Consider the following 21344-nt stretch of genomic DNA (forward strand, 5'->3'; position numbering starts at 1 on the left):
CGCCCAACCGCTCAACCGACCGACATCCCGTCCGCACTGATCGGGGCCGCACTGATCCCGTCCGCACTGATCCCGTCCGCACTGATCGGGGCCGCACTGATCGGCTGCAGCGTGTCGACGTCGCGACTGTCGTCGAATTGTCGGCGAATCGCCATGAAGGTGGTTTCGATTTCCAGAAAGGCATCGACGACATCGGGATCAAAGTGGCTGCCGCGACCTTGGACGATGATCGATTCAGATCTTTCGTGCGAATAGGCGTCTTTGTAGACTCGGTTCGTCGTCAACGCGTCGTACACATCCGCCAGCGCCACGATCCGCGCCGACAGCGGAATGGCATCTCCAACCAGGCCTTCGGGGTAACCGCTACCGTCATATTTTTCGTGGTGCGAAAGCGCGATGTCATACGCCATCTTCAAAAACGATGCTTCGGGGCTCCGTTGAATCGCCCCTTGCAAGGTCTCGGCGCCGATCCGGGGATGTGCCTTGATGGCCAGGAATTCTTCGTCGGTCAATTTGCCCGGTTTCAACAGCACGGCATCGGGCACGCCGACTTTCCCGATGTCGTGCAGGGGGCTGGTTTGATAGATCAGTTGAATGTACTGGGGTGTGATCGTCTCGGCGAACTTGGGGTTGTGTACCAACTGTTCGGCCAGACAACGCGAGTAGCATTGAACGCGTTCGATGTGATGTCCGGTTTCCGGGTCACGACTTTCGGCCAGCTTTGCCAGCGAAAAAATCAACGCCTCGCGGGTCTCCAATTGCAGCACGCGTTTGCCGACGTTGACGCGGGCGATCAACTCGCTGGGATGAAACGGCTTGCTGACGAAATCATCGGCGCCAGAAACCAGCCCTTCGACGCGTTGGGCAACCGAATCCATCGTGGTCAACAGAATCAAATAGACGTAGCCGCCGAAATCACCGTTTCGAATCTGGCAACAGAGGTCGATGCCGTTCATTTCCGGCATCTGCCAATCGCTGATCACCAAACGGGTATTGCCTTCTTTGAGCCGCTCGAGCGCCCCGCGCCCGTCTTCGGCGGTGACGACCTCAAAACCGCCTTGTCGCAACGTCGACGAGATCATTTGTCGAATGATGGGATCGTCATCGACAATCAAAATGCGGTCATTCATGGTTCAACCTCGGCCAGTTTTTGATCAATCCAATCGAGACAGCGCTCGATTTCCGATTCCAGTTGTTTCAATGTTTGTGGCAAATCTTTCTGGTCACCGTTTCGGACGGCGGTTTCGATCGCTCCGGCAAGCGTGGCAATTGGGACCGCCGACATCGTGGCCGCAACGCCCTTGAGTCGATGGGAACTGGCGCCGGCCCGTTGCAGATCTCCGTCACCAATGGCGTCACTCAACCCGCCAAATTGTTCCGGCAATTGCCGTTTGAACATGCGAATCACTTCGTAGGATGTCGCTTCGCTGTCGCCGCAACGCTGAACGACTTCGTGCCAATTCAATGCCGCTTCCGACGCAAGATGGCTGAACGGGCCGACCGGCGCGTTGGACCGGGTGTCGAGGACCGCGTTGTTGTCGATCGGTTCGGCTTCGAACACATCGCGGAGGGTGCGCGCGAACACCGTTTTCGAAATCGGCTTGGCGAGGTGGGCGTTCATTCCGGCGCGAAAACAACGTTCGACCTGTCCCGCCAACGCTTGGGCGGTGACCGCGATGATCCGCAGCGGACGATCCGGCGGCAAATCGAGTTCACCGGCCTGATGCAATCGCCGCAGCTCGCGGGTCGCATCAAAGCCATCCATCACCGGCATCTCGCAATCCATCAGGATCACGTCATAGCTGGCGTCTTTCGCCATCGTGATGGCCGCCGCGGCCGATGCGACGGTGTCGGCTCGAAAATCAAGTCGCTCCAACAGTTCCGATGCCACGGTGGTGTTGATTTCATTGTCGTCGACGACCAGCACCCGACGTCCCTTGCCGATGGATTCGTCGCCCGCGTCCCGGCGATTGCGATTGGGTTGCCCCAACTTCGGCAAATCACTCAGCGACGTCTCGATCGCTTCCAACAACGCAGACGGCCGGACGGGCTGGCTGAGCAGCACTTCGGCGGGGTGCTCGCGGTCCGATTCACCGATCAGGACGCGTCGTTTGATCGCCTCCAAACCATCCGGCCACGTCTCATCGGCCGGCCAACCGATCAAACTCGTTTCGACCATTAACAGGTCGATGTTGTCGTTGGATCCGTGGACCGCCCGGAGCGTTTGCCGGGCCGAGGGGACGGAACTGGCCACCAGACAGTTCGCGCCCCAACGTTCCAGATAGTCCTGAATGACATCGGTTTCCCCGTTGGCCGGTGCGATCAACAGCACCGACTTTCCTGCGATTCGCGAATGACTTCGCTGCGCCAGGATATTGGTTTTGGGCACGTCTTCGATCGTCGCATCCGGTTCCATCGCGGGGATCACACAGCAGAACGTGGAACCGACATCGAGTTCGCTGTGGACCCGAATCCGACCGCCCATCGCGACCACCAACTGCTGGCAGATGTTCAGTCCCAATCCGCTGCCGCCGAAACGCCGCGTGGTTGACGCGTCGGCTTGCGCGAACGCTTCGAAGATCTTCGATTGTCGCTCCAGCGGGATGCCGATGCCGGTGTCGCTGACCTCGATCTGCAACCATTGATCACCGCCCGACGCGGCGGCATCGGGTGTCGATTCGGATCGGTCCAGCCGCACCCGCAAATTGACTCCGCCGACCAGCGTAAATTTGATCGCGTTGCTGATCAGATTGATCAGGATTTGTTGCAGCCGCACCGGATCGCCGAGCAGGATTTCGGGAACGCCGTGTTCGAAATGCGCTGACAGATGCAGCCCCTTGGACTTGGCTCGGTGGTACAGCATTTCGACGGTTTCGTCCACCAGATCGACCAGTGAAAACGGAACCGATTCCAGTTCCAATCGGCCGGCTTCGATCTTGGAAAGGTCCAGAATGTCGTTGATGATCGCCAACAACGTGGTGGACGACCGTCTGGCGATTTGCAAGTACTTGGCTTGTTGTCGCGAAAGTTCACCCTCGTCCATCAATTCCAACATCGAGACGATGCCGTTGAGCGGGGTTCGCATTTCGTGACTCATCCCCGCCAGAAACTCACTCTTGGCGTTGTTGGCCGCCTCGGCCTGTTCTTTTTGCAAACGCAGTTGCTCGGACGACAACCGCTGGGTGATGTCAACAACGGTGCCTTCGAAATACCGGACACTTCCCTCTTCGTCTCGAACCGCACGGGCGTTTTCGCTGATCCAGATCTCCGATCCGTCGCGGCGTCGCAATCGGGCTCGGAAATCGCTGACGCGATCGTGCAGCGCGATTTCACGCAGAAACTGATCGCGTGTTTCGCCGTCGGCGTAGACCTCGGCGGCAACATTTCGAACCGACGCGTAAAGCTGTTCGGCGGATTCGTAGCCGCACAGTTTTGCCAACGCCGGGTTGGCGCTGCGAAACGATCCGTCGGGATACGTCTGGTAGATCCCCTCGACGGCGCCGTTGAAGATACTTTCGTATTGTTGCTGGGCCTCTCGCCGGCCGGCGAACTCCTGGTCCACCTCCGCAATCACTCGATTGTATGCCGCGGCGATTTGGCCGATTTCCGTAAACGGTTCGATCTTGACGCGGTGACTGAATTCGCGGCCCTTTCGGTGCCGAGACATCTGTGTCAACAGATCTTGCAGTTCAGAATTGGCTTGATGCTCCGCGATGTTCAACCCGATGTATTCATGTCGCCGCGGCACCCGCAGCGGATACACCGCGTTGATGGCATACAAGACGACAAAGCTCAATCCGAACGCCCATGCGAACGCGGCGGCGCAGCCGTACGATTGCACCGCCAGCTGGCCCGCCCAATCGTTTCCGTTGCCCCACGCCGCCGGATCGGTCAACAACGCGATCGCCAACGTGCCCCAGACACCGGCGAATCCATGTGCCGGGATGGCGCCGATCACGTCGTCGATCGCCAGCCGATGCAGCATCCACGTGGATGCCAGACAAATCACTGCGGCGATGCTGCCAACGATCAGCGAGGTAAAGGGGCTCAACAGATGACACCCCGCGGTGACCGCGACCAGCCCGGCGATCACGCCGTTGCCAACCATCGCAACGTCCGGACGGCCCAATCGAAACATCACGATCGCCAAGGACGTGATGCCACCCGCCGCAGCCGAAATCATGGTGTTGACCAAAATCTTCGGAACCTCGTCGGTCAGCCCCAATCCGCTGCCGCCGTTAAAGCCCAGCCAGCCGAACCAAAGCACCACGATGCCGATCACGACCATCGGCAAATTGCTCGACTGGATCGCTCGGGGATGCGTGCCGAACCGCCCCAACCGGGGACCGACGATCAGAACCGCCGCCAACGAAACCCAGGCCCCCACCGAATGCACCACGGTGGATCCGGCAAAATCGATGAACCCCAGCGACGCAAGCCACCCCGAACCGCTGCCCGCAACGATCCCGCCCCAGGCCCAGTGACCAAAGACCGGATACACGATCGCGCTGACAAAAACGCTGATGATCACGTAGCTGCGAAAACGAATCCGCTCTGCCACCGCACCGCTGATGATCGTCGTCGCCGTCCCGCAAAAGACGACTTGAAACAGAAAGAATGCCAACAAGCCCGACCCGACGTCGGCGCCCAACAAGAAATGCGAGGAACCCAACCAGCCCGTCAGCGACGCGCCATACATCAATCCGAAACCGACGACCCAATACGCAATCGCCGAGACACAAATGTCGATTAAGTTCTTGATCGCGACATTGATGCTGTTCTTGGCCCGCGACATTCCGCTTTCAAGCAAGCAGAAACCGGCCTGCATCAACAACACTTGGCCGGTGCAGAGCAGGACCCACAACAAATCAATGGATGTCAGATCGTTCATTCCTCGTGCAGATCCCTTTGTTCAAAACCGTTGCCCCTGTTGGTCCCGACGGATCTCTTCCGTCGGTCGCCGTCAAGTCCACCATGCAATGATCACTTGAGGCGTCACGCTATCGTTAAGCGGTAAGACGGTCACGGAATGAAAATCCCAGCCGATTGCGGTCTTCCACCTGACAAATAAAACCGAACGGGCTGAGCCTGCCGATTGGTCGGATCGTTCACCGTGAAGGAAAACCCGCATGAAAAATCGCAGCCGCTTGCCGCCACACGCGTGTTTCGGCGACTCTTGGACTTGGGCGAAGTAACAGGGGATGCAGCAACCGTTGGTGTCTAGCCTTCAGGGACCGTCCTGCTTGGGGCTAGCGCGAAACGTGACAAATCTGAATGATCTGACCGATTGGGTGAGAGGTGGTTGGCGGAGGGGTGTACGACGTCCTTTCTAGGTCGTCGCGCAGAGCCCCACGGGCGACGGCCCGGAAGGGCCATCGTACATCAGAAAAGCGATCGCCTTAAGCTGGACGGTCTCTTCAGGCGATTCCCGTTCGCTGCGACGCAGCGACAGTAGGCGGCTAAAGCGTGTACACCAACACGTATGCCCGTGCCATTGGTCGCTGCCGCCTTTTCCGCTCAACAAACACAACGCCGCAGTTGAATCCAGACAAAGCTCTAGAACAACGTCACGGATTGCGATCGCAACCAAGCCCGCTGCTGCGGTGTCAGCGCGTCGAAGGACGTTGTGGTGATCTTGGTCGTCGCGTCGATCAAGGCAGCCTGCGAAAGCCCGCCGTCGGCATTCACCACGCCGAAGCTGACGCCGAACAGTGATGCATCGCGCAGGTCGGCGCCGCGGAGGTCGGCGGCTGAAAAATCGGCGCCTTCCAAATCCGCCCCGCGAAGGTTCGCATCACGCAGATCGGCGGATTGCAAATGCGCGTTGGAAAGATTGGCGCCACGAAAATCCGCGCGACGCAGGTTCGTTTCCCGCAGATCCGCGTTGCGCAACAGCGAGTTGGATGCATGGAGCTTTTCCAGATCCAGACCGCGCGCTTCCAAACTCAACAGATCACGGCCGCTGAAATCACGTTGGCGAATCAGCCGAGCGGCGTCTTGCTTTCCCAGACTCGCGGCGATGTACCGCTGCTCTTTCCAAGGATCGGCCCCGTTGTGGTAACCGGCTTCGGATTCCCAATAACCGAGTCGATCGTCGGACAGAAACTCGATGCGTTGCAGCCACTTGACGCTCTTGTAAAAGTACTTGCCCGGCACGACCATCCGTACCGGTCCGCCGTGTTCGCTCGACAAGGATTCGCCGTCGGCTTTCAACGCGATCAAGGGATCCAGGGTCAACAGTTCCTGCAGCGGCAGCGACGTGCTATGCGAGCGTTCGCTTCGAGCGACAAACGAAACAAATCGGGCCTGCGGATTCCAAAGCGGCTGACCGTTTGGCGCGGCGACAAGTTCCGCAAACCGAACGCCTTCAAACTCCATCTGCAACTTGGACCACCGCGTCACGCAATGCACATCGATCCGTCGTGTCGTTTGAGGCATCGTCGCCAGTTGGTGCAAATCCACACGACGCTCGGTCCACACCTGGCCGCCAACCGTGATCGTCCACGGAAGATCGCTGTGGCGGGGCGCCCGTTCGCCGACGACGGGCCAACGATCGCGGCCGACCAATTGCTGATGGGGAGGGAGCGGTTTGGGGTTCATGCGTGGGGGGGAGATTAGGAGACAAGGAGACAAGGAGACAAGGAGACAAGGAGACAAGGAGACAAGGAGACAAGGAGACAAGGAGACAAGGAGACACGGAGACACGGAGACACGGAGACACGGAGACACGGAGACACGGAGACACGGAGATGAGGAGAGCTCGCTAGAGGTAGTGTGTCAACGCTATGTTTGACAGTAGTGGAACGGGTACAGCGTTTCGGCGGGGCGAGATGCATTGCCGAATGTCTTGGCGAGACACCCACACGCGCCGTACAACAGCGACTTAAAGTCACTCCGGCGCCAATTTCAATTGTTCGACCAGGTCCACCATCGGGTCGGTCAGCAATCGTCCCTTCCGCCACATCAACACGATCCTGCGCTGACCAAGTTTGTCGCTGAGTGATCGTGAGGCGAGTTTCTTGCTCAACACGCCGTTGCTGCGGCCGGCCAGGATGCCGATCCCCATGCCGGCGGCGACACAGGCGATGGTAAAGGCGCTGTTGTCGGTTTCGACGCTGATCTTGGCCTGCAAACCTTCCCGGTGCAACGCCTGGTCCAGCGCGTCTCTTCCATGCGTCCCCGCCAACGTGACCACCAGAGGGTGCTCGGCCAACTCCTCCAGCCCCGCCGCACGTGACTTCATGTAGGGATGCGATCTCTTCGCCACCGCCAGAAATTCGACCGTGTAGGCCGGTTCATAGTGAAGGTGGGCTGACTTGCGGTCCGGCCCCGGTTCCAAGGCCATCGCGAGGTCGGCTTGGTCGTCCATCAGCAACTCTTCGGCCCGGCGATCGCTGCCCTGACGAATCACCAAGTGGTTGGGGTGCCGTTTGTGAAACGCCGCCAACGGAGCCGCAAGGTCTTCGAGCATCATCCGCGCCCCGGCGACCACACGTATCGTTTGGTCGATCGAGGATCGTGCCACCACATCAAATGTCGATTCGACCTGAACCAAGATCGAACTGACATGTTCGTACAAGGTCTCCGCCGCCGCGGTCGGCTCGACATGCCGTCCCGCCCGCGCAAACAACTCCACCCCATAAACCTTCTCCAACGCCTGGATGTGTTGCCAGACCGACGGCACCGAGAGGTGCGAAACGCGGGCCGCCGCCGCGTAACCGCCTTCTTGCATCACCAACTGAAACGTCCGCAGTTGAGCGAAATTCAAATCTTCGGACTGGATCGAACGCGGCATGACGGACCATTCAGAAATACCAAATGAATGTTTCAGACTATTATATTGTAACGAATGAGCCAAAGGTTTTACAATTGGCACCTCAAAACTCGTGGCGACGCAAGTCACAAAACTTGAAGTCACCCTCCTGGCAGGAGGGTCGAGCGCAGCGAGGGGAGGTCGATCGGTTGTGACGGCGTGAAATCGAGCCACAACGAACCCTCCCCGGCCGCTCGTACCTCGCGTTCAACCTTCCCCTCCCCATCCTTCTTCTCTTGAATCGTATGAGTTCTTATCGAATCGCGTTGTTGCCGGGCGATGGCATTGGACCGGAGTGCATGGACGCAACGCACCGGGTACTCGACCACATGGTCAACCAGATCGACGGTTTGGATCTGGGGTTCACGTCACACCGCGCGGGTGCAGAACTGTATCGCGACACGGGTGAAACGCTACCGGCGGCGGTACTGGACGATTGTTTGGCCGCCGATGCGGTGTTGTTGTCCGCGATCGGTCTGCCCGACGTGCGCTACCCCGACGGCACCGAAGTCCAGCCGACGATGATGGTCGGATTGCGACGTGCGTTGGCGGTGCATTCGGCGGTCCGTCCGGTCAAACTTTATCGCGGCGCCCCGGGCGTGCTCAAAGACACCGGCCCGGGCATCGATTTTGTCATCATCCGAGAAAACCTGGAAGGACTGTTTGCATCCTTCGGCGGCGGCAGCAGGGTCGGCGACGAGGTGGCCACCGACACGCTGGTCGTGACCCGCAAAGGCACGTCGCAGGTTTCGGATTTTGCCTTCCGGCTGGCCCGGCGTCGCAACGGACGTCCCGTCGACGGCAAAAAAATGGTCACCTGTGTCGACAAGGCGAACGTGTTCCAAAGCATGGCGTTCTTTCGCAAAGTCTTTTTTGATGTCGCGAAAGACTATCCCGAAATTCAAGCCGACGCGGTGTATGTCGACGCGATGAGTTTGTACATGGTGCAAAACCCCTGGGACTTTGACGTCTTGGTGATGGAAAACCAGTTCGGCGACATTCTGTCGGATCTGGGAGCCGGCTTGGTCGGCGGGCTCGGCCTCGGCCCCTCGGCCGAGATCGGCCAAGAGCACGGTCTCTTTCAACCTTCCCACGGGACCGCACCGCAACTGGCCGGCAAGAACGTCGCCAATCCGCTGGCGACCATACTGTCGGCCGCGATGATGTTGGACTGGCTGGGCGACAAACACAACGACGCCGTTTGTCTGGGCGCGGCCGTGGACTTGGAACAGGCGGTCGAGAAAGTGATCACCGACGGCAACGTGATCACACCCGACATGGGCGGCAACGCCACCACGTCCCAAGTCGCCGATGCAGTCTGTGACGCGTTGGGATGCGACACGCCGGGCCACGACGCACGCAGCGTCGCCACCCCCGCCACTTGATTTCCACGCCTCGATTCCAAAACGTCGTTCCCCACGAAGCGTTTTCCCATTCCCCTGATTTCCCTCCCCTCCCCACCGGGCAAACATGATGAGACGAACCACACGACTGAAACCTCGCATCGTCACCACATTGGTGCTGCTCATTGCAGCCGTCACCGCAGCGTCTGTGCAGGCACGGCGCCCGATCGTCGATCAATCGGTCGTGTTCGCCGAACAGGACGGCTTGGTGGCCGTCGAAGCGGAACACTTTTTCAAACAAACCGACGACGACGTTCGTGCGTTTTACTTGACGCATTCCGAATGGACGCCGTCGATCACACCGGACGGCGATCCGTCCCACGTCGCTGGAGCCAGCGGTGGCGCCTACTTGGAAATTCTGCCCGATACGCGTCGCACCCACGGCGACAAACTGATCCGCGGCACCAATTTTTCACCCCAGCCCGGCGCGATGGCCGTGCTGCACTACAAGGTCGACATCTCCACACCGGGGACCTACTACGTTTGGGTCCGCGCCCATTCGACCGGATCCGAAGACAACGGTCTGCACGTGGGGATCGATGGCACTTGGCCGGAAAGCGGCCAGCGATTGCAGTGGTGCCAGGGCAAACAGACCTGGCGATGGGAAAGCAAACAACGCACCGAGAAACAGCACTGCGGAGAACCGTACAAGATCTTTTTGGAAATCGACGAACCGGGCGAGCACGTCATTCATTTTTCGATGCGGGAAGACGGTTTCGAATTCGACAAGTTCTTGATGACGACCGACCGCGAATTCCAGCGTCCCGCCGACGCCGGCCCTGAACCGCGGCTGAAACATGGAACGCTCCCCAAAACATTCCCGCTGGTTGCGGCAACGAACAATGGCGCGGCGTCAACCACCACGGCGACGACAGCCACCAAAACCTCAGCCGACGGTGACGCTGCGTCCTTGCAATTAACCGCCGCCGCATTCGCCGAAGGCAACAAATCGGGCTACTACCTGGACCAGGGCAAATGGCTGGCGATCAACCCCGAACAACACAAACGCGGATCGACCGCCAAAACGTTTCCGTTCCCCACCGGGCGCTACAACATCACCCTGAAAACGGTCGGCGAAAACGATGGCCGATCCAGTTATGAGGTGTCGGTCGATGAATCGAAAATCGGCCAGTACACCAATCCGCTCGCCGATGCGATGTACAAAGAAGGCAAAGCGTTTCACAAGACTTGGAACAACGTTCCGATCACCGAAGGTGCCATGATTGGCGTTTCATCAACGATCGGCAGCAAGGACGGGCAAGAGTTCAGCCGGGCCCGATGGTCGGCCGTCGCCTTCACCGCCGCCGATGCTGCGACCGCCAAGTCGATCGCGCCGATCCTGGCAAAACAGGCCGCGCAGCCGCAACACGGCGCCACTGCCAAATCGAAAACCAGCCCCACCAAACCCTCCAGCGATCAACCGCTGCAACGGCCCCGCGGCGAAAACGGTGACGCCGGCGTCGACGTCTCCGGTGAATTGAAGCGTTGGCACAAGGTCACGTTGGATCTGAGCGGACCCTATGCCCACGAAAAAGACAACCAGCCCAATCCGTTCACCGACTATCGGATGACGGTGCGGCTAAAACACTCCGGCGGCACCGAGTACACGGTGCCGGGCTACTTCGCCGCCGATGGCAACGCCGGAAACACGTCGGCCGAATCCGGCACGGTCTGGCGCGCCCATTTTGCTCCCGATCAAACCGGCCAATGGACCTACACCGTTTCCTTTCATCAAGGCAGCTTGGCGGCGCTCGATTCCGACGCAGCCTCCAAGCCGCTGGCACCCTTTGATGGGGCCAGTGGATCGTTCACGATCGCCGAGAGCGACAAGACCGGCCGCGACCTGCGTGGCCAAGGCCGATTGACGTATGTCGGCAAACACTATCTGCAATTCGCCGGATCGAAAAAGTATTTCCTGAAAGTCGGCGCCGACGCGCCAGAAACCCTGCTCGCCTATGCCGACTTTGATAACACGATTGCCGGCAACCCCAGGAAAGCGCCTATCAAAACCTGGACACCACACGTCCAGGACTGGAAACCGGGCGACCCGACCTGGGGCGACGGCAAGGGCAAGGGCCTGATCGGTGCGGTCAATTACTTGTCCGGCAAAGGCTGCAACGCGTTTTCGTTTCTGACCTACAACGCCGGAGGCGATGGCGACAACGTCTGGCCCTTCATCCAACGCGAGGACAAACTGCATTACGATTGCAGCAAGCTGGATCAGTGGGGAACCGTGTTCGATCACGGGACCGCCAAAGGCATGTACCTGCACTTCAAATTGCAGGAAACCGAAAACGACGATCACAACAAACACAAGGCGTCCGGCGGCGTTCCGGAAAGTCTTGACGGCGGCAATCTCGGATCGCAACGCAAACTGTATTGCCGCGAAATGATCGCCCGCTACGGCCACAACCTGGCGCTCAACTGGAACCTGGGCGAAGAGAACACGCAAACGACCGAGCAGCAACAAGCGATGATCAACTATCTCGCCGACTTGGACGCCTACGGTCACAACATCGTCGTGCACACCTTTCCGTCCCAACAGGACCAGGTCTATCGGCCGCTGCTGGGCGAGCGATCAAAACTCACCGGTGTCTCCCTGCAAAACAGCAGCCTGGAAACCACGCACGCTCAAACGGCCAAATGGGTCTCCGAATCCGCCAAGGCGGGCAAACCCTGGATCGTCGCGTTCGACGAATCCGGCAGTGCCGCCCACGCCCAGTGCCCCGATCTGGGCTACAACGGCTTTGACGGACACGACCGGACGGGCAAGATGGCGTACACCCAGCACAAGGTCCGCAAACAAACGCTATGGGGAACCCTGATGGCCGGCGGTGCGGGTAACGAGTACTACTTCGGTTACCAGTTCGATGAAAACGATATCGTCTGTGAAGACTGGCGCAGCCGCGACCAGAGTTGGGACTATTGCCGCATCGCGATCGGGTTCTTTCACGACCATCAAATCCCATTTTGGGAAATGAAGAACGCCGATGAGCTGATCGGGAATCCCGATCGCAAGCCGACGAAGTACTGTTTCGCCAAAGCGAACGACACCTACCTGGTGTACCTTTGCGAGGGCGGATCCTCGTCGCTCGATCTATCCGGTGCCGCGGGAACCTATGACGTCCGCTGGTTCAACCCGCGTGACGGCGGACCGTTGCAATCGGGCGGCACGACAAGCGTTTCCGGCGGCGGCACGGTGTCACTAGGCAAAGCACCGTCGGATCCCGATCAAGATTGGTTGGTCGTGTTAAAAAAAAAGTAGTCGCTGACTCAGGACAGACTGACTCAGGACAGACTGACTCGGGCCGTCGATGGCAGTGGGAAACCATCGATGCGATCGGCAGCCCGACGGCCCGCCATGAAGCCAGTTTGGTGGCTTACCAGAACAAGCTGTATCTGATCGGCGGCCGTCGCGTGAACCCGGTCGACGTCTACGACCCCGCGACGAACACGTGGACGGCAAAGTCAAAGACGCCGCTGGAATTGCATCATTTTCAAGCTGTCGTGGTGGGTGACGCGATCTATCTGATGGGCGCGATGACGGGGCCGTACCCTCATGAAACGCCGCTCGAAAAGATCGTCGTCTACTATCCCGATGAAGACCGTTTCGATTTCGTGCACAGTATTCCGGAGAGTCGTCGCCGTGGCGGTGCCGGAGCGGTCTACCATGACGGCATGATCTATCTGGTCGGCGGCATCACCAACGGCCACATCGACGGTTTCCAACCTTGGCTGGATCGATACGATCCGGTGACCGGCGATTGGGACGTGCTGGCCGATGCGCCCCATGCGCGGGATCACTTTCAGGCAGTTGTTTCAGCCAACCGTCTGTATTCGATCGCCGGCCGAACGACGTCAAAAGCGACCAACGAGGTGTTTAGCCGTGTCGTGCCGCCGGTCGATGTGTACGATTTTGGAAGCGCCCGTTGGCTTCCCGAATCTGAAAGCCCAATCCTTCCCACGCCGCGGGCAGGAAACATGGCCACCGTTTGGCGAAACGAAGTGATCGTCGGCGGCGGTGAGACGACTCAAAAGACCGCCCACAACGACGTCGAAGCCTTTGACACGGTGTCGGGTACTTGGCGGTCATGGCCCAAGCTTAATCGCGGACGTCACGGTTCGGGATTCGCGATCATGGGCGAGTACGTTTACACGGCGTCTGGATCGGGCAACCGCGGCGGGTCCCCGGAGTTGACGACGATTGAACGACTCAAATTGCCGGTCGTAAAATACCAACAGTGATCACGCAATTGTGGGCGACCTCGATCAACCGCGGCCAACTGATCCGCAGCGGTTACGCCCAACGATCGCAAGCGGCCCCGACCGTTTGCCGTCGTGGTCCGCCTAGCGGGAAATGTCATCCCTAGCTGAAGATTCGTTCCCAGGCCTTGCCCTTCGCCGTGAACCATTGATTCCTGCATTTGCCGAGGTTTTAGCGGCAGGGCGCGAGCGATCCGGCTTGCGCATCTTTGCCAACACACCGGAGGGCTCGCGCCCTGCCGCTAAAAGAATGGTAGGTCACCCTGTGCGTGACCGATGGCAGGCACAGCCCGCCCGACTCTTCTACAATGCACCGTCTCAATCATCCGATGGTGTGCGAATCGTCCTCCTAAGCTTGGTGTGATCGGGTATGAAACGACGTCTCCTTTGTAACGCGTTGCGGTCCGTCGCCGTGGCTTGTGTCGCGGTGCTGCTGTGTGTCACCACTTTCCCGTTGGGCTTGGTCGCGAGCGGCCAGGAAACAGCGAAAGCGGCGTCGCGCCCCGTGACGGATCGCAGCGCCGATGACCCGCTGGTTTCGGGCATCTTTCGTTGGCGCGTCGGGGCGCCGATCTTGGGGGTGGACGCAGAGCGTTTACCGGCCTCTTCCGAGCATCCTTGGTTGGCCGTGAAAGATCCCAGCATCGTGCGCTATGCCGACCGTTGGCATTTGTTTTGCACGTTGCGAAAACGCAAAACCGGCGATGGCCGGATTCGAATCGGGTACCTTTCCTTTGCCGACTGGGCCGATGCCAAGGACGCCGACTGGAGTGTGTTGGACCTGACGATGGGCTACCACGGTGCGCCACAGATTTTCTATTTCCAGCCGCATCGCAAGTGGTACCTGATCTATCAGGCCAGCGATGAAACCCGTGGTTTGAAGTACGGCCCTTGCTTTTCCACCAACGATTCGATTGACCAGCCCGACCGTTGGACGCGTCCCGAACCGCTGTATGTGGTCAAAGACGGCGCCAAGGCGGGACTCGATTTTTGGGTCATCTGTGACGACGACAAGGCGCATTTGTTCTTCACGACGCTGAACGGTCAGATGTGGCGTGCCGAAACCTCGCTCGACGATTTCCCGAATCGCGGCTGGTCGGATCCCCATGTGGTCTTGCAAGCCGACATCTTCGAAGCCAGTCACACGTACGCGATCCGAGGTCGGCACACGTATCTGACGGTGGTCGAAGCCCAAGCCGGCCGCAGACGGTATTTCAAAGGCTTCGTCAGTGATCGACTGGACGGAACCTGGACGCCGTTAGCGGCAAGCCGCCAGCAGCCCTTCGTCTCACCGATCAATGTGGTCAATCAAGACCAATCGTGGGCGACCTCGTACAGCCACGGCGAACTGATTCGCAGCGGTTACGACCAACGTTTGGAAGTGGATCCTGACGGGATGCAATTGCTGTTTCAAGGAGCCGATGACACGGAATATCAACGCGGCAGTTATGGCGACATCCCCTGGCGACTGGGAATTCTAAAGTAGCGACGCTCGCCAGAGCGTGGACGTTCAGGCTGGTTTGAATTGGCAGAATGATACGGGGCAGAATCATGTTCTGACCGCTGCGAATCGCGGAGCCAACACCCGCCATCCCCATCATTCTGCCATCCCCATCATTCTGCCATCCCCATCATTTTGCCCCCATCGTTTTGCCACCCCCCATTTCCCCGAGGCCGCCGTCTGGGGGCGGTAGCGACCTCGCATCAGCGAGTCATCGTCTACTCGTCGCGAACAGCTATCCGCCGACCGCGTCTTCGTGCAACAGTCGGGCGACCGGCGATTGATCGGACGCGGATTCGGACTCTTCCAATTCCGTGATCTCCATGAACGACACGCGGGCGCGATTGACGATCGCCACATTCATCTGTTGCGGGCTCTCCGGCGACTCGGCATCGATGACACAGGCATCGGCGACGGGAAAGTAGTCGCGGTTGGCATGCAGAAACTCTTTGACGGTTTTGTTACTCGTCATGTGCAACCGCCCCCGGACGATCCAACGATCGATGGCAACGACGGCATGGAACAATTGAAGCGCCCGCCGGCTACCGATCCGCTTTTCAGCAGCCTCATGGTGATTGCCCATGATTCCCGCAATCATGATCTCGGGCTTGCGAACCTTGACGCTGCCGATGTGATCGATCGCCTGGCCGCGTCGATACAGACTGGCGTTGGTGCATTCCATGTAGCCGCTGATCGACTGGTTCATCACATCGGAGATGCGGCGGCCGCCCAAATCGCAATCGGCATGGATTTCAAAACCGGTCGTCAGCAGGCGAATGGCCGTCGATGAAGCTTCATCGGTTTTTCGCACAAGCGACTGACACACATTTAAATTTTTTAGAAGTTCGGCAACATCATCCATCGGAGCGCTCATCCAAGTTGATTCGGTGTTCATGTGACCGCGTTGGTGAATTGACGGCAACGCATCATCAAAGCGGTGCGTCAGCAAAGCAGTGCGTCAGAAACGCACGTGCCGAAGAAAATCCGCGGGTATGGCATGAATTAGGTCATCGCTTTGTGGTTGCGATCACCAAAGTGGGCGAATGAGGGGCCAGCCTCACGGGGGCGGGCTAGCGTTTCCACCAGAATGCGAATAATCCGCACGACGACGTGGAATGAGGCGACGTCGCGGACGGGGGAAACCACCCACCTCTGGTGCGGGGGCGAGGCAACCGAAGCGGCCATAGAGGTGGTTCTCGATGCGAGGGTTCACTACAACAAGGCTTGCCCCATCCCCGTAGGGTCGCCAGAAAATGCTTCGTTCCGTCCAACTGTTGTTTCCGCTCGTCGCGTCCCTGTTCGCGATCAGCGGGCTCGCGCAGCAACCGGCCCCGATCGCGCGACACTGGCAAGTTCATTCGTTCTTTTATGATGCTGAATTAGCGGAGAAGTCCGTCACGCATGCCGACGTCGCCGCCGATGGATCGGTTTGGTTTGCCGTTTCGGACGGGCTGTATCATTACGACGGATATCGCTGGAAACGTTACACGACCGCAGACGGTCTGCCGAGCAATTACGTTCGCTGTGTTCTGGTTGCCGACGACGGCACACTCTGGGTGGGCACGGACCGCGGCGCAGGACGCTTTGACGGTGAAACGTTTGACGACAGCATGCTGCAAGGCCGATTGGCCGGCCCCAGCATCCGTCGCATCGTCGAAGACACCGATGGATCACTCTGGTTTTGTTGTGACCAATGGCCCAAGGGCGATGTCACCGCGGGGCTGACCCGCATGAAAGACGGACAGTTCACGACCTGGCGCCAGGCTGACGGCTTGCCCAGCAGTTACACATCCGACTACGTCCGAGTTTCCAGCGGCCAACAGTTCGTCTTGACCAATCAAGGCCTGGCCGAGTTCACCGACGACGGCTTCCGACAACCGCTCAAGGACGCCGGGCTCTGGGAAGAAGACACCTACGTTTGGTCCTTGGTCGAGAGTGCCCGGCATGGATTGATCGTCGCCACCGACACCCACTTCTTTCAATTCAAAGACGGATCGTGGCGCCGCATCCCGAATCAGATCGCCGGCCTGGAGCAAGCGAAACTGGTCGCGACCCGAGACGGTGAAGTGTTCACCTGCACGCCGGGCCGCGGACCGGTGATCTATCGCTGGGTCGGCGAGGGTTGGACCGAAGCGTCTCGCCAACTGACCGACATCACCGGTGGCAACAACTACCTGTTCGAAGACAAACAGGGTGCGGTCTGGATCGCCGGTTCGGAGCGTCTGCTCCGCTGGGAGAGGATCGAGCCGGAGTGGCAGCTGCATCAAAACGTCAGCGGTCCGGTTCATCGCGATTCAGAGGGAGGAATCTGGTTCAAGAAAAGCCAGGGCGGCTTGGTGCGATGGGCATCGGGCCAGCCGACGCACTACCCCGACTTGACCGCACCGATTGCGGAAGGACCCGACGGGGTGCTGTGGGTGGCGTCCGATGAGAAGCTGTACCGTTGGAACAACGATCGTCTCGACTGGGTTGATTTGGCCGGGCACGTCAAGCCGAAGCTGCTGGGAATCGACGGCCGCGGTGTGGTCTGGGTCTCCGCAACCGATGCCGATCGACGCCGATTTTTGATCGGGGTCGACGGTGATCGATTGCACGTCAAAGACATTTCCGATTTTGAAGATCGGGTTCGTGTCCGTCGCTCCGACGCGGACCCGCGCGCCGGAATTTGGGCGATCCTGGGAGCGAACAATTTCCCGCCGTTTCACCTCGTCTACTGTGATACCGAATCGATCCAAACGATTCCGTTGCCCAAGCGGGCTCAGATCAGTCATCCGCCGAGTGTCACCGCGCTGGCCGACGGATCGGTTTTTGTGTCAGGTTTTTTTGGGCTGATGCGGACGACCGATCTGGGTGCGACCTGGTCAGAAGTCCCGATGCCGTCGTCGGCCGTGGGCAAGCTTCGCGTGCTCGGCGGAGAAGCGTGGGTGCAATGTCGCGGCGATCTGGGCGGTCGCGCGGCGTTGGCGCGGTATCGCGATGGCGAGTGGGACATGATGTTCGATCGTCAAGGCAAGATCGTCGGTCAGAACGGAAGGAAACAACTGTTTGCGTCATCGCAAGGAAAGATCGAAGTGTTGACCGCGGGGGTGCAGCGTCTGCCGCCACCGATTGCCACATCGCCCTTTGACACGCGCGTGACCCGTGTCGTCGCGGGCGATTCCGGTGGGCTGTGGGTGGCAGTGGGGACGCGATGCTATCGCTATCGCCCCGATACCCATCCGCCGGAAACCGAGGTCATCCACGGGGACCAAACGCTCAGCGAAGGTGAAACGCTGCATCTGCGTGTCCGCGGCTTAGAACGATTCACCCCCCAACGACTGAAACGCTATTTCCGTGTCTCCACCCAGGTCGATGGCCAAGATTGGACGCCATTTGAAACCCTCGGCGAGGAGATCACGTTTGACGCGATGCCGCTGGGCGAACACCACGTTCAGATTCGCGTCGAGGATGCGGCGGGGCAAATCGATCCCACACCCGCGACGTTCCGTTTCAGCGTGTTGCCGGTGCCGTTGCAATCGAAAGTCTGGTTCAAACCGGTCGTTGCGATCGGATTTGCCTCGATCCTCGCCTTGGCACTGTTGGCGTTTTTTAACTGGGCCAGGGTCGGCAGAATGGCCCGCGGTCTGGAGCGTGAGGTCGCCCGCAAGACCAATCGGGTTGTCTCCAGCGAGCGCGAATTCCGGCTGCTATTTGAAGATTCTCAGGATGCGATTTGTCTGTTCGCGGACGATGGGACGTTACAGAGTTGTAACGATGTCGGGAAAGAACTGTTGGCGCAAACCGGACCCTCGACCGCTCATTTGCGGACCCTGTTTGTGGACCAAGACGAAGCGGATCGGTTTGAATCGGAGTTGCGCAAAACCAATCATCTCCGCGGCAGCCGCTTTAAAATGCAAACCCTCGATGGGAAACCCTTTGACGCGATCTTGTCGGTCAACACGCGAACCGACGCCGGCGGGAATCAGATCGGACACCAGGTCATCATTCGTGACATCTCCACGCTCGTCGATCTCCAGCAACAGCTCTCGGAGACCAAGAAGATGGAAGCGGTCGGCCGCATGGCCGGTGGAATCGCGCATGATTTCAACAATTTTTTGGCGGTCGTGATGTACGGCGCCGAGTTTGTCCGTCTCAGTGCCAAGGGTGACCCCGCGGTGGATCAAGGCGTGCAGATGATCTTGGACGCGGCCGAACGCGGACGCCACTTGACCGGCCAGATCCAAACCTTCAGCCGCGCGTCGACGAACAAGATGGACATCGTCCAGACCGGCAAGGTGCTCGAGGGATTGGAACCGTTGCTGCAAGGCGTTGTCGATGCGTCGGTGGCCGTGAAGTATCACGTCGCCGAAGATCTTGACAACATCCGCGGCGATGAGAGTCAGCTGGAACAGATTTTCGTCAATCTGGCCATCAACGCCTCCCACGCGATGCCCGAGGGAGGAACACTCAGCATCCATGCGTCCAACGTTGACGTGACCGACCACCCCGTGCCCGAACTCCGTCTCGATGCTCCCGGTCCCCACGTGGTCCTCGAAGTCGCCGACACCGGCCACGGCATGGACGCGGCGACCTGTGAACGGATCTTTGATCCATTCTTCACAACCAAACCGCACGGCCAAGGAACGGGCCTGGGGCTGGCGATCGTCTACGGCATCGTCCAACAGTTTCGCGGCCAGATCTCGGTGGACAGCCAAGTTGGCCGCGGGACCCGTTTCAAAATCTTTCTTCCCGCTACCAAAGAACAGGGCGACGAGCCGGGCCCCCAGACGCCCGGCCAGGAACCCAGCAAAGGCAACGAGACGATCTTGTTGGTCGAAGACGAACAGGCGATCCGCGACCTGGCGTGCAATTCGTTGCGACATTACGGGTACCATGTCGTCGCCGCTGTCGATGGCTTGGACGCTAAACGCAAGATTGAATCCGATGGTGAATTTGATCTGGTGATTTCAGACGTCTTGATGCCTGGAATGACCGGAACGGCGTTGTTGAAATGGATCCGCAAGACGAGACCGGATTTACCGATCATGCTAATCACCGGTCACGCCGATGCGGGCTCCGAGCACGCGATGGACGAGCTTGATGTGCCCTGTCTGAAGAAACCGTTTCTTCCGGCGACGTTGGCCTCGCGAGTCCGTGAATTGCTCGACCGTCGGCTGGCCGCGACGACACCTTGAATCTTTTCGGAAAAGATTTGGTCGTCCCGATGGTGACCGTTGGTTCCGCCGACAAAGCATGAATCGACCTAGCGCCGCGTCAATCGTCGCCCTGCACGGTCAAGGTGCAATCTATGCTTCCGCAGAGATTTGCAACGTCCACCTGCGGGGTTCCCATGAGTCGTCTATCCGTCATCCTGGTCGCGTTTCTGTTCATCGATTGTGGTCTTGCCCAAGCACAATGGTTTGGAAACCGGTCTCGCGCGATGCGTTCCGGTCGAGCCACCACCAGGGCACACGCAAGTGCCAACGTGCCCAACAAGTATCGGACGCCGTATCCCACCACGACGCGCGGCATCAGCATCGGCGTGTTCAGCTATCCGGATTACAACTACCCGCGTCCCGGGGCGTTTGATCCCTACCGGTTCGACAACTACGTCTATGATCCCTATCGATTCGGCAGTTTCGAAGCACCGGATCTGTTGAACGATCCCTACTTTCGCGAGCGACATCGATACGACAGTCATTTCCCGGGTCGACGGAAACCGCCCTTGGCACTGAAAACGCCGCAGGTGGAATTCAGTCATCCCTCGCCGCGAAATCCGTGGCTGTATCAAGGCAACCCGGAAGCGCTGCGGCATCCCTCCTCACGCAGTCTCTCGCGGACCGAGTCGGCTCCGGAGCGATTGATCGCCAGCCTGTCGGCGATGGAAGATGGAGAAGCATGGATGGAGTTTTTGGCCCCGGACCGTGTCGACGACTTGATCGCCCAGGGCGATTCACCCGAGCTGCGAGAATTGCTCTCACACTACGACGGGATCCTCAATAGTCCGGCGCTAAAACCCATCGCCACCGCGCCGGGATTCGAACCGACCCGGCGACTGCTGCAACAACAAGTCGAAACCGTCGATGAGTCAACGCACTCACCGAGCGACACCCTGCCGATGGAAACCCTACCGGCGCCACAGATCTAACCTGCATCCGCCCCCGTTGGTGTCCAGGCTTACCGGACCGTCCAGCCTAAGGACGACCGCTTTTCAAGTACGACGGCCCTTCCGGGCCGTCGTCCGCTGGACTCCCAACGACGACCTAGAAAGGACGTCGTACAACGGTCCGCTTTTCAAGTACGACGGCCCTTCCGGGCCGTCGTCCGCGGGTACACCGAACTTCAGTCGCAACAGCGCACCGCCATGGACGGGGACCGAAGGTTC

At 59.3% G+C, this 21344-nt stretch carries 11 protein-coding genes; 6 read left to right on the plus strand and 5 right to left on the minus strand.

The features are described from left to right. Window positions 1–11: 11 nt before the first annotated feature. The 4 genes from Enr13x_RS22650 to Enr13x_RS22670 form a co-directional block, all read right to left on the minus strand. Complete coding sequence (locus Enr13x_RS22650) at window positions 12–1130, minus strand: response regulator (RefSeq protein WP_145389148.1); 1119 nt, start codon at window positions 1128–1130, stop codon at window positions 12–14. Next, window positions 1127–4891, minus strand: a complete 3765-nt coding sequence (gene amt, locus Enr13x_RS22655; RefSeq protein WP_145389149.1) for an ammonium transporter — start codon at window positions 4889–4891, stop codon at window positions 1127–1129. The genes Enr13x_RS22650 and amt overlap by 4 nt, the downstream gene beginning before the upstream one ends. A gap of 665 nt (window positions 4892–5556) precedes the next feature. Further along, on the minus strand, window positions 5557–6600 hold the full coding sequence (locus tag Enr13x_RS22660) for a molybdopterin-dependent oxidoreductase (RefSeq protein WP_145389150.1): 1044 nt from the start codon (window positions 6598–6600) through the stop codon (window positions 5557–5559). A gap of 289 nt (window positions 6601–6889) precedes the next feature. Continuing rightward, the gene (locus Enr13x_RS22670; RefSeq protein ID WP_145389151.1) at window positions 6890–7795 is read right to left on the minus strand and encodes a LysR family transcriptional regulator; all 906 of its coding nucleotides are present in this window, start codon (window positions 7793–7795) and stop codon (window positions 6890–6892) included. 263 nt (window positions 7796–8058) lie between these two features. Between Enr13x_RS22670 and Enr13x_RS22675 the strand changes: the two genes are divergently transcribed. The 4 genes from Enr13x_RS22675 to Enr13x_RS22690 all read left to right on the plus strand — a co-directional run bounded on the left by Enr13x_RS22675 (window position 8059) and on the right by Enr13x_RS22690 (window position 14965). Further along, window positions 8059–9198: an isocitrate/isopropylmalate dehydrogenase family protein gene (locus Enr13x_RS22675; RefSeq protein WP_145389152.1), complete on the plus strand. Its 1140-nt coding sequence runs from the start codon at window positions 8059–8061 to the stop codon at window positions 9196–9198. An 85-nt stretch (window positions 9199–9283) separates the two neighbouring features. Further along, window positions 9284–12481 (plus strand): DUF5060 domain-containing protein, encoded by a 3198-nt coding sequence (locus Enr13x_RS22680; protein WP_231743715.1) that lies wholly within the window; start codon window positions 9284–9286, stop codon window positions 12479–12481. Then, window positions 12454–13461 (plus strand): Kelch repeat-containing protein, encoded by a 1008-nt coding sequence (locus tag Enr13x_RS22685; protein WP_145389153.1) that lies wholly within the window; start codon window positions 12454–12456, stop codon window positions 13459–13461. The genes Enr13x_RS22680 and Enr13x_RS22685 overlap by 28 nt, the downstream gene beginning before the upstream one ends. Window positions 13462–13849: 388 nt before the next feature. Next, entirely contained in the window at window positions 13850–14965 is a 1116-nt protein-coding gene (locus Enr13x_RS22690; RefSeq protein WP_145389154.1) for a non-reducing end alpha-L-arabinofuranosidase family hydrolase, read from the plus strand. Between the two features lie 250 nt (window positions 14966–15215). Here Enr13x_RS22690 and Enr13x_RS22695 read toward each other — a convergent pair whose 3' ends face one another. Beyond that, window positions 15216–15854, minus strand: a complete 639-nt coding sequence (locus Enr13x_RS22695; RefSeq protein WP_145389155.1) for a hypothetical protein — start codon at window positions 15852–15854, stop codon at window positions 15216–15218. 379 nt (window positions 15855–16233) lie between these two features. Here Enr13x_RS22695 and Enr13x_RS22700 point away from each other — a divergent pair, with 379 nt between their 5' ends. Both Enr13x_RS22700 and Enr13x_RS22705 read left to right on the plus strand, forming a co-directional pair. Then, complete coding sequence (locus Enr13x_RS22700; RefSeq protein WP_145389156.1) at window positions 16234–20154, plus strand: ATP-binding protein; 3921 nt, start codon at window positions 16234–16236, stop codon at window positions 20152–20154. Window positions 20155–20309: 155 nt separating this feature from the next. After that, window positions 20310–21107: a hypothetical protein gene (locus Enr13x_RS22705; RefSeq protein WP_145389157.1), complete on the plus strand. Its 798-nt coding sequence runs from the start codon at window positions 20310–20312 to the stop codon at window positions 21105–21107. Window positions 21108–21344 lie beyond the last annotated feature (237 nt).

The organism is Stieleria neptunia, from assembly GCF_007754155.1.
Classification (GTDB): Bacteria; Planctomycetota; Planctomycetia; order Pirellulales; family Pirellulaceae; genus Stieleria; species Stieleria neptunia.

What these genes read in the sequence shown, in the direction of transcription:
- Enr13x_RS22700 (WP_145389156.1), top strand. Translation starts at nt 16,234, where the DNA reads ATGCTTCGTTCCGTCCAACTGTTGTTTCCGCTCGTCGCGTCCCTGTTC.
- Enr13x_RS22660 (WP_145389150.1), bottom strand. Translation starts at nt 6,600, where the DNA reads ATGAACCCCAAACCGCTCCCTCCCCATCAGCAATTGGTCGGCCGCGAT.
- Enr13x_RS22670 (WP_145389151.1), bottom strand. Translation starts at nt 7,795, where the DNA reads ATGCCGCGTTCGATCCAGTCCGAAGATTTGAATTTCGCTCAACTGCGG.
- Enr13x_RS22705 (WP_145389157.1), top strand. Translation starts at nt 20,310, where the DNA reads ATGAGTCGTCTATCCGTCATCCTGGTCGCGTTTCTGTTCATCGATTGT.
- Enr13x_RS22650 (WP_145389148.1), bottom strand. Translation starts at nt 1,130, where the DNA reads ATGAATGACCGCATTTTGATTGTCGATGACGATCCCATCATTCGACAA.
- Enr13x_RS22675 (WP_145389152.1), top strand. Translation starts at nt 8,059, where the DNA reads ATGAGTTCTTATCGAATCGCGTTGTTGCCGGGCGATGGCATTGGACCG.
- Enr13x_RS22690 (WP_145389154.1), top strand. Translation starts at nt 13,850, where the DNA reads ATGAAACGACGTCTCCTTTGTAACGCGTTGCGGTCCGTCGCCGTGGCT.
- amt (WP_145389149.1), bottom strand. Translation starts at nt 4,891, where the DNA reads ATGAACGATCTGACATCCATTGATTTGTTGTGGGTCCTGCTCTGCACC.
- Enr13x_RS22680 (WP_231743715.1), top strand. Translation starts at nt 9,284, where the DNA reads ATGATGAGACGAACCACACGACTGAAACCTCGCATCGTCACCACATTG.
- Enr13x_RS22695 (WP_145389155.1), bottom strand. Translation starts at nt 15,854, where the DNA reads ATGAGCGCTCCGATGGATGATGTTGCCGAACTTCTAAAAAATTTAAAT.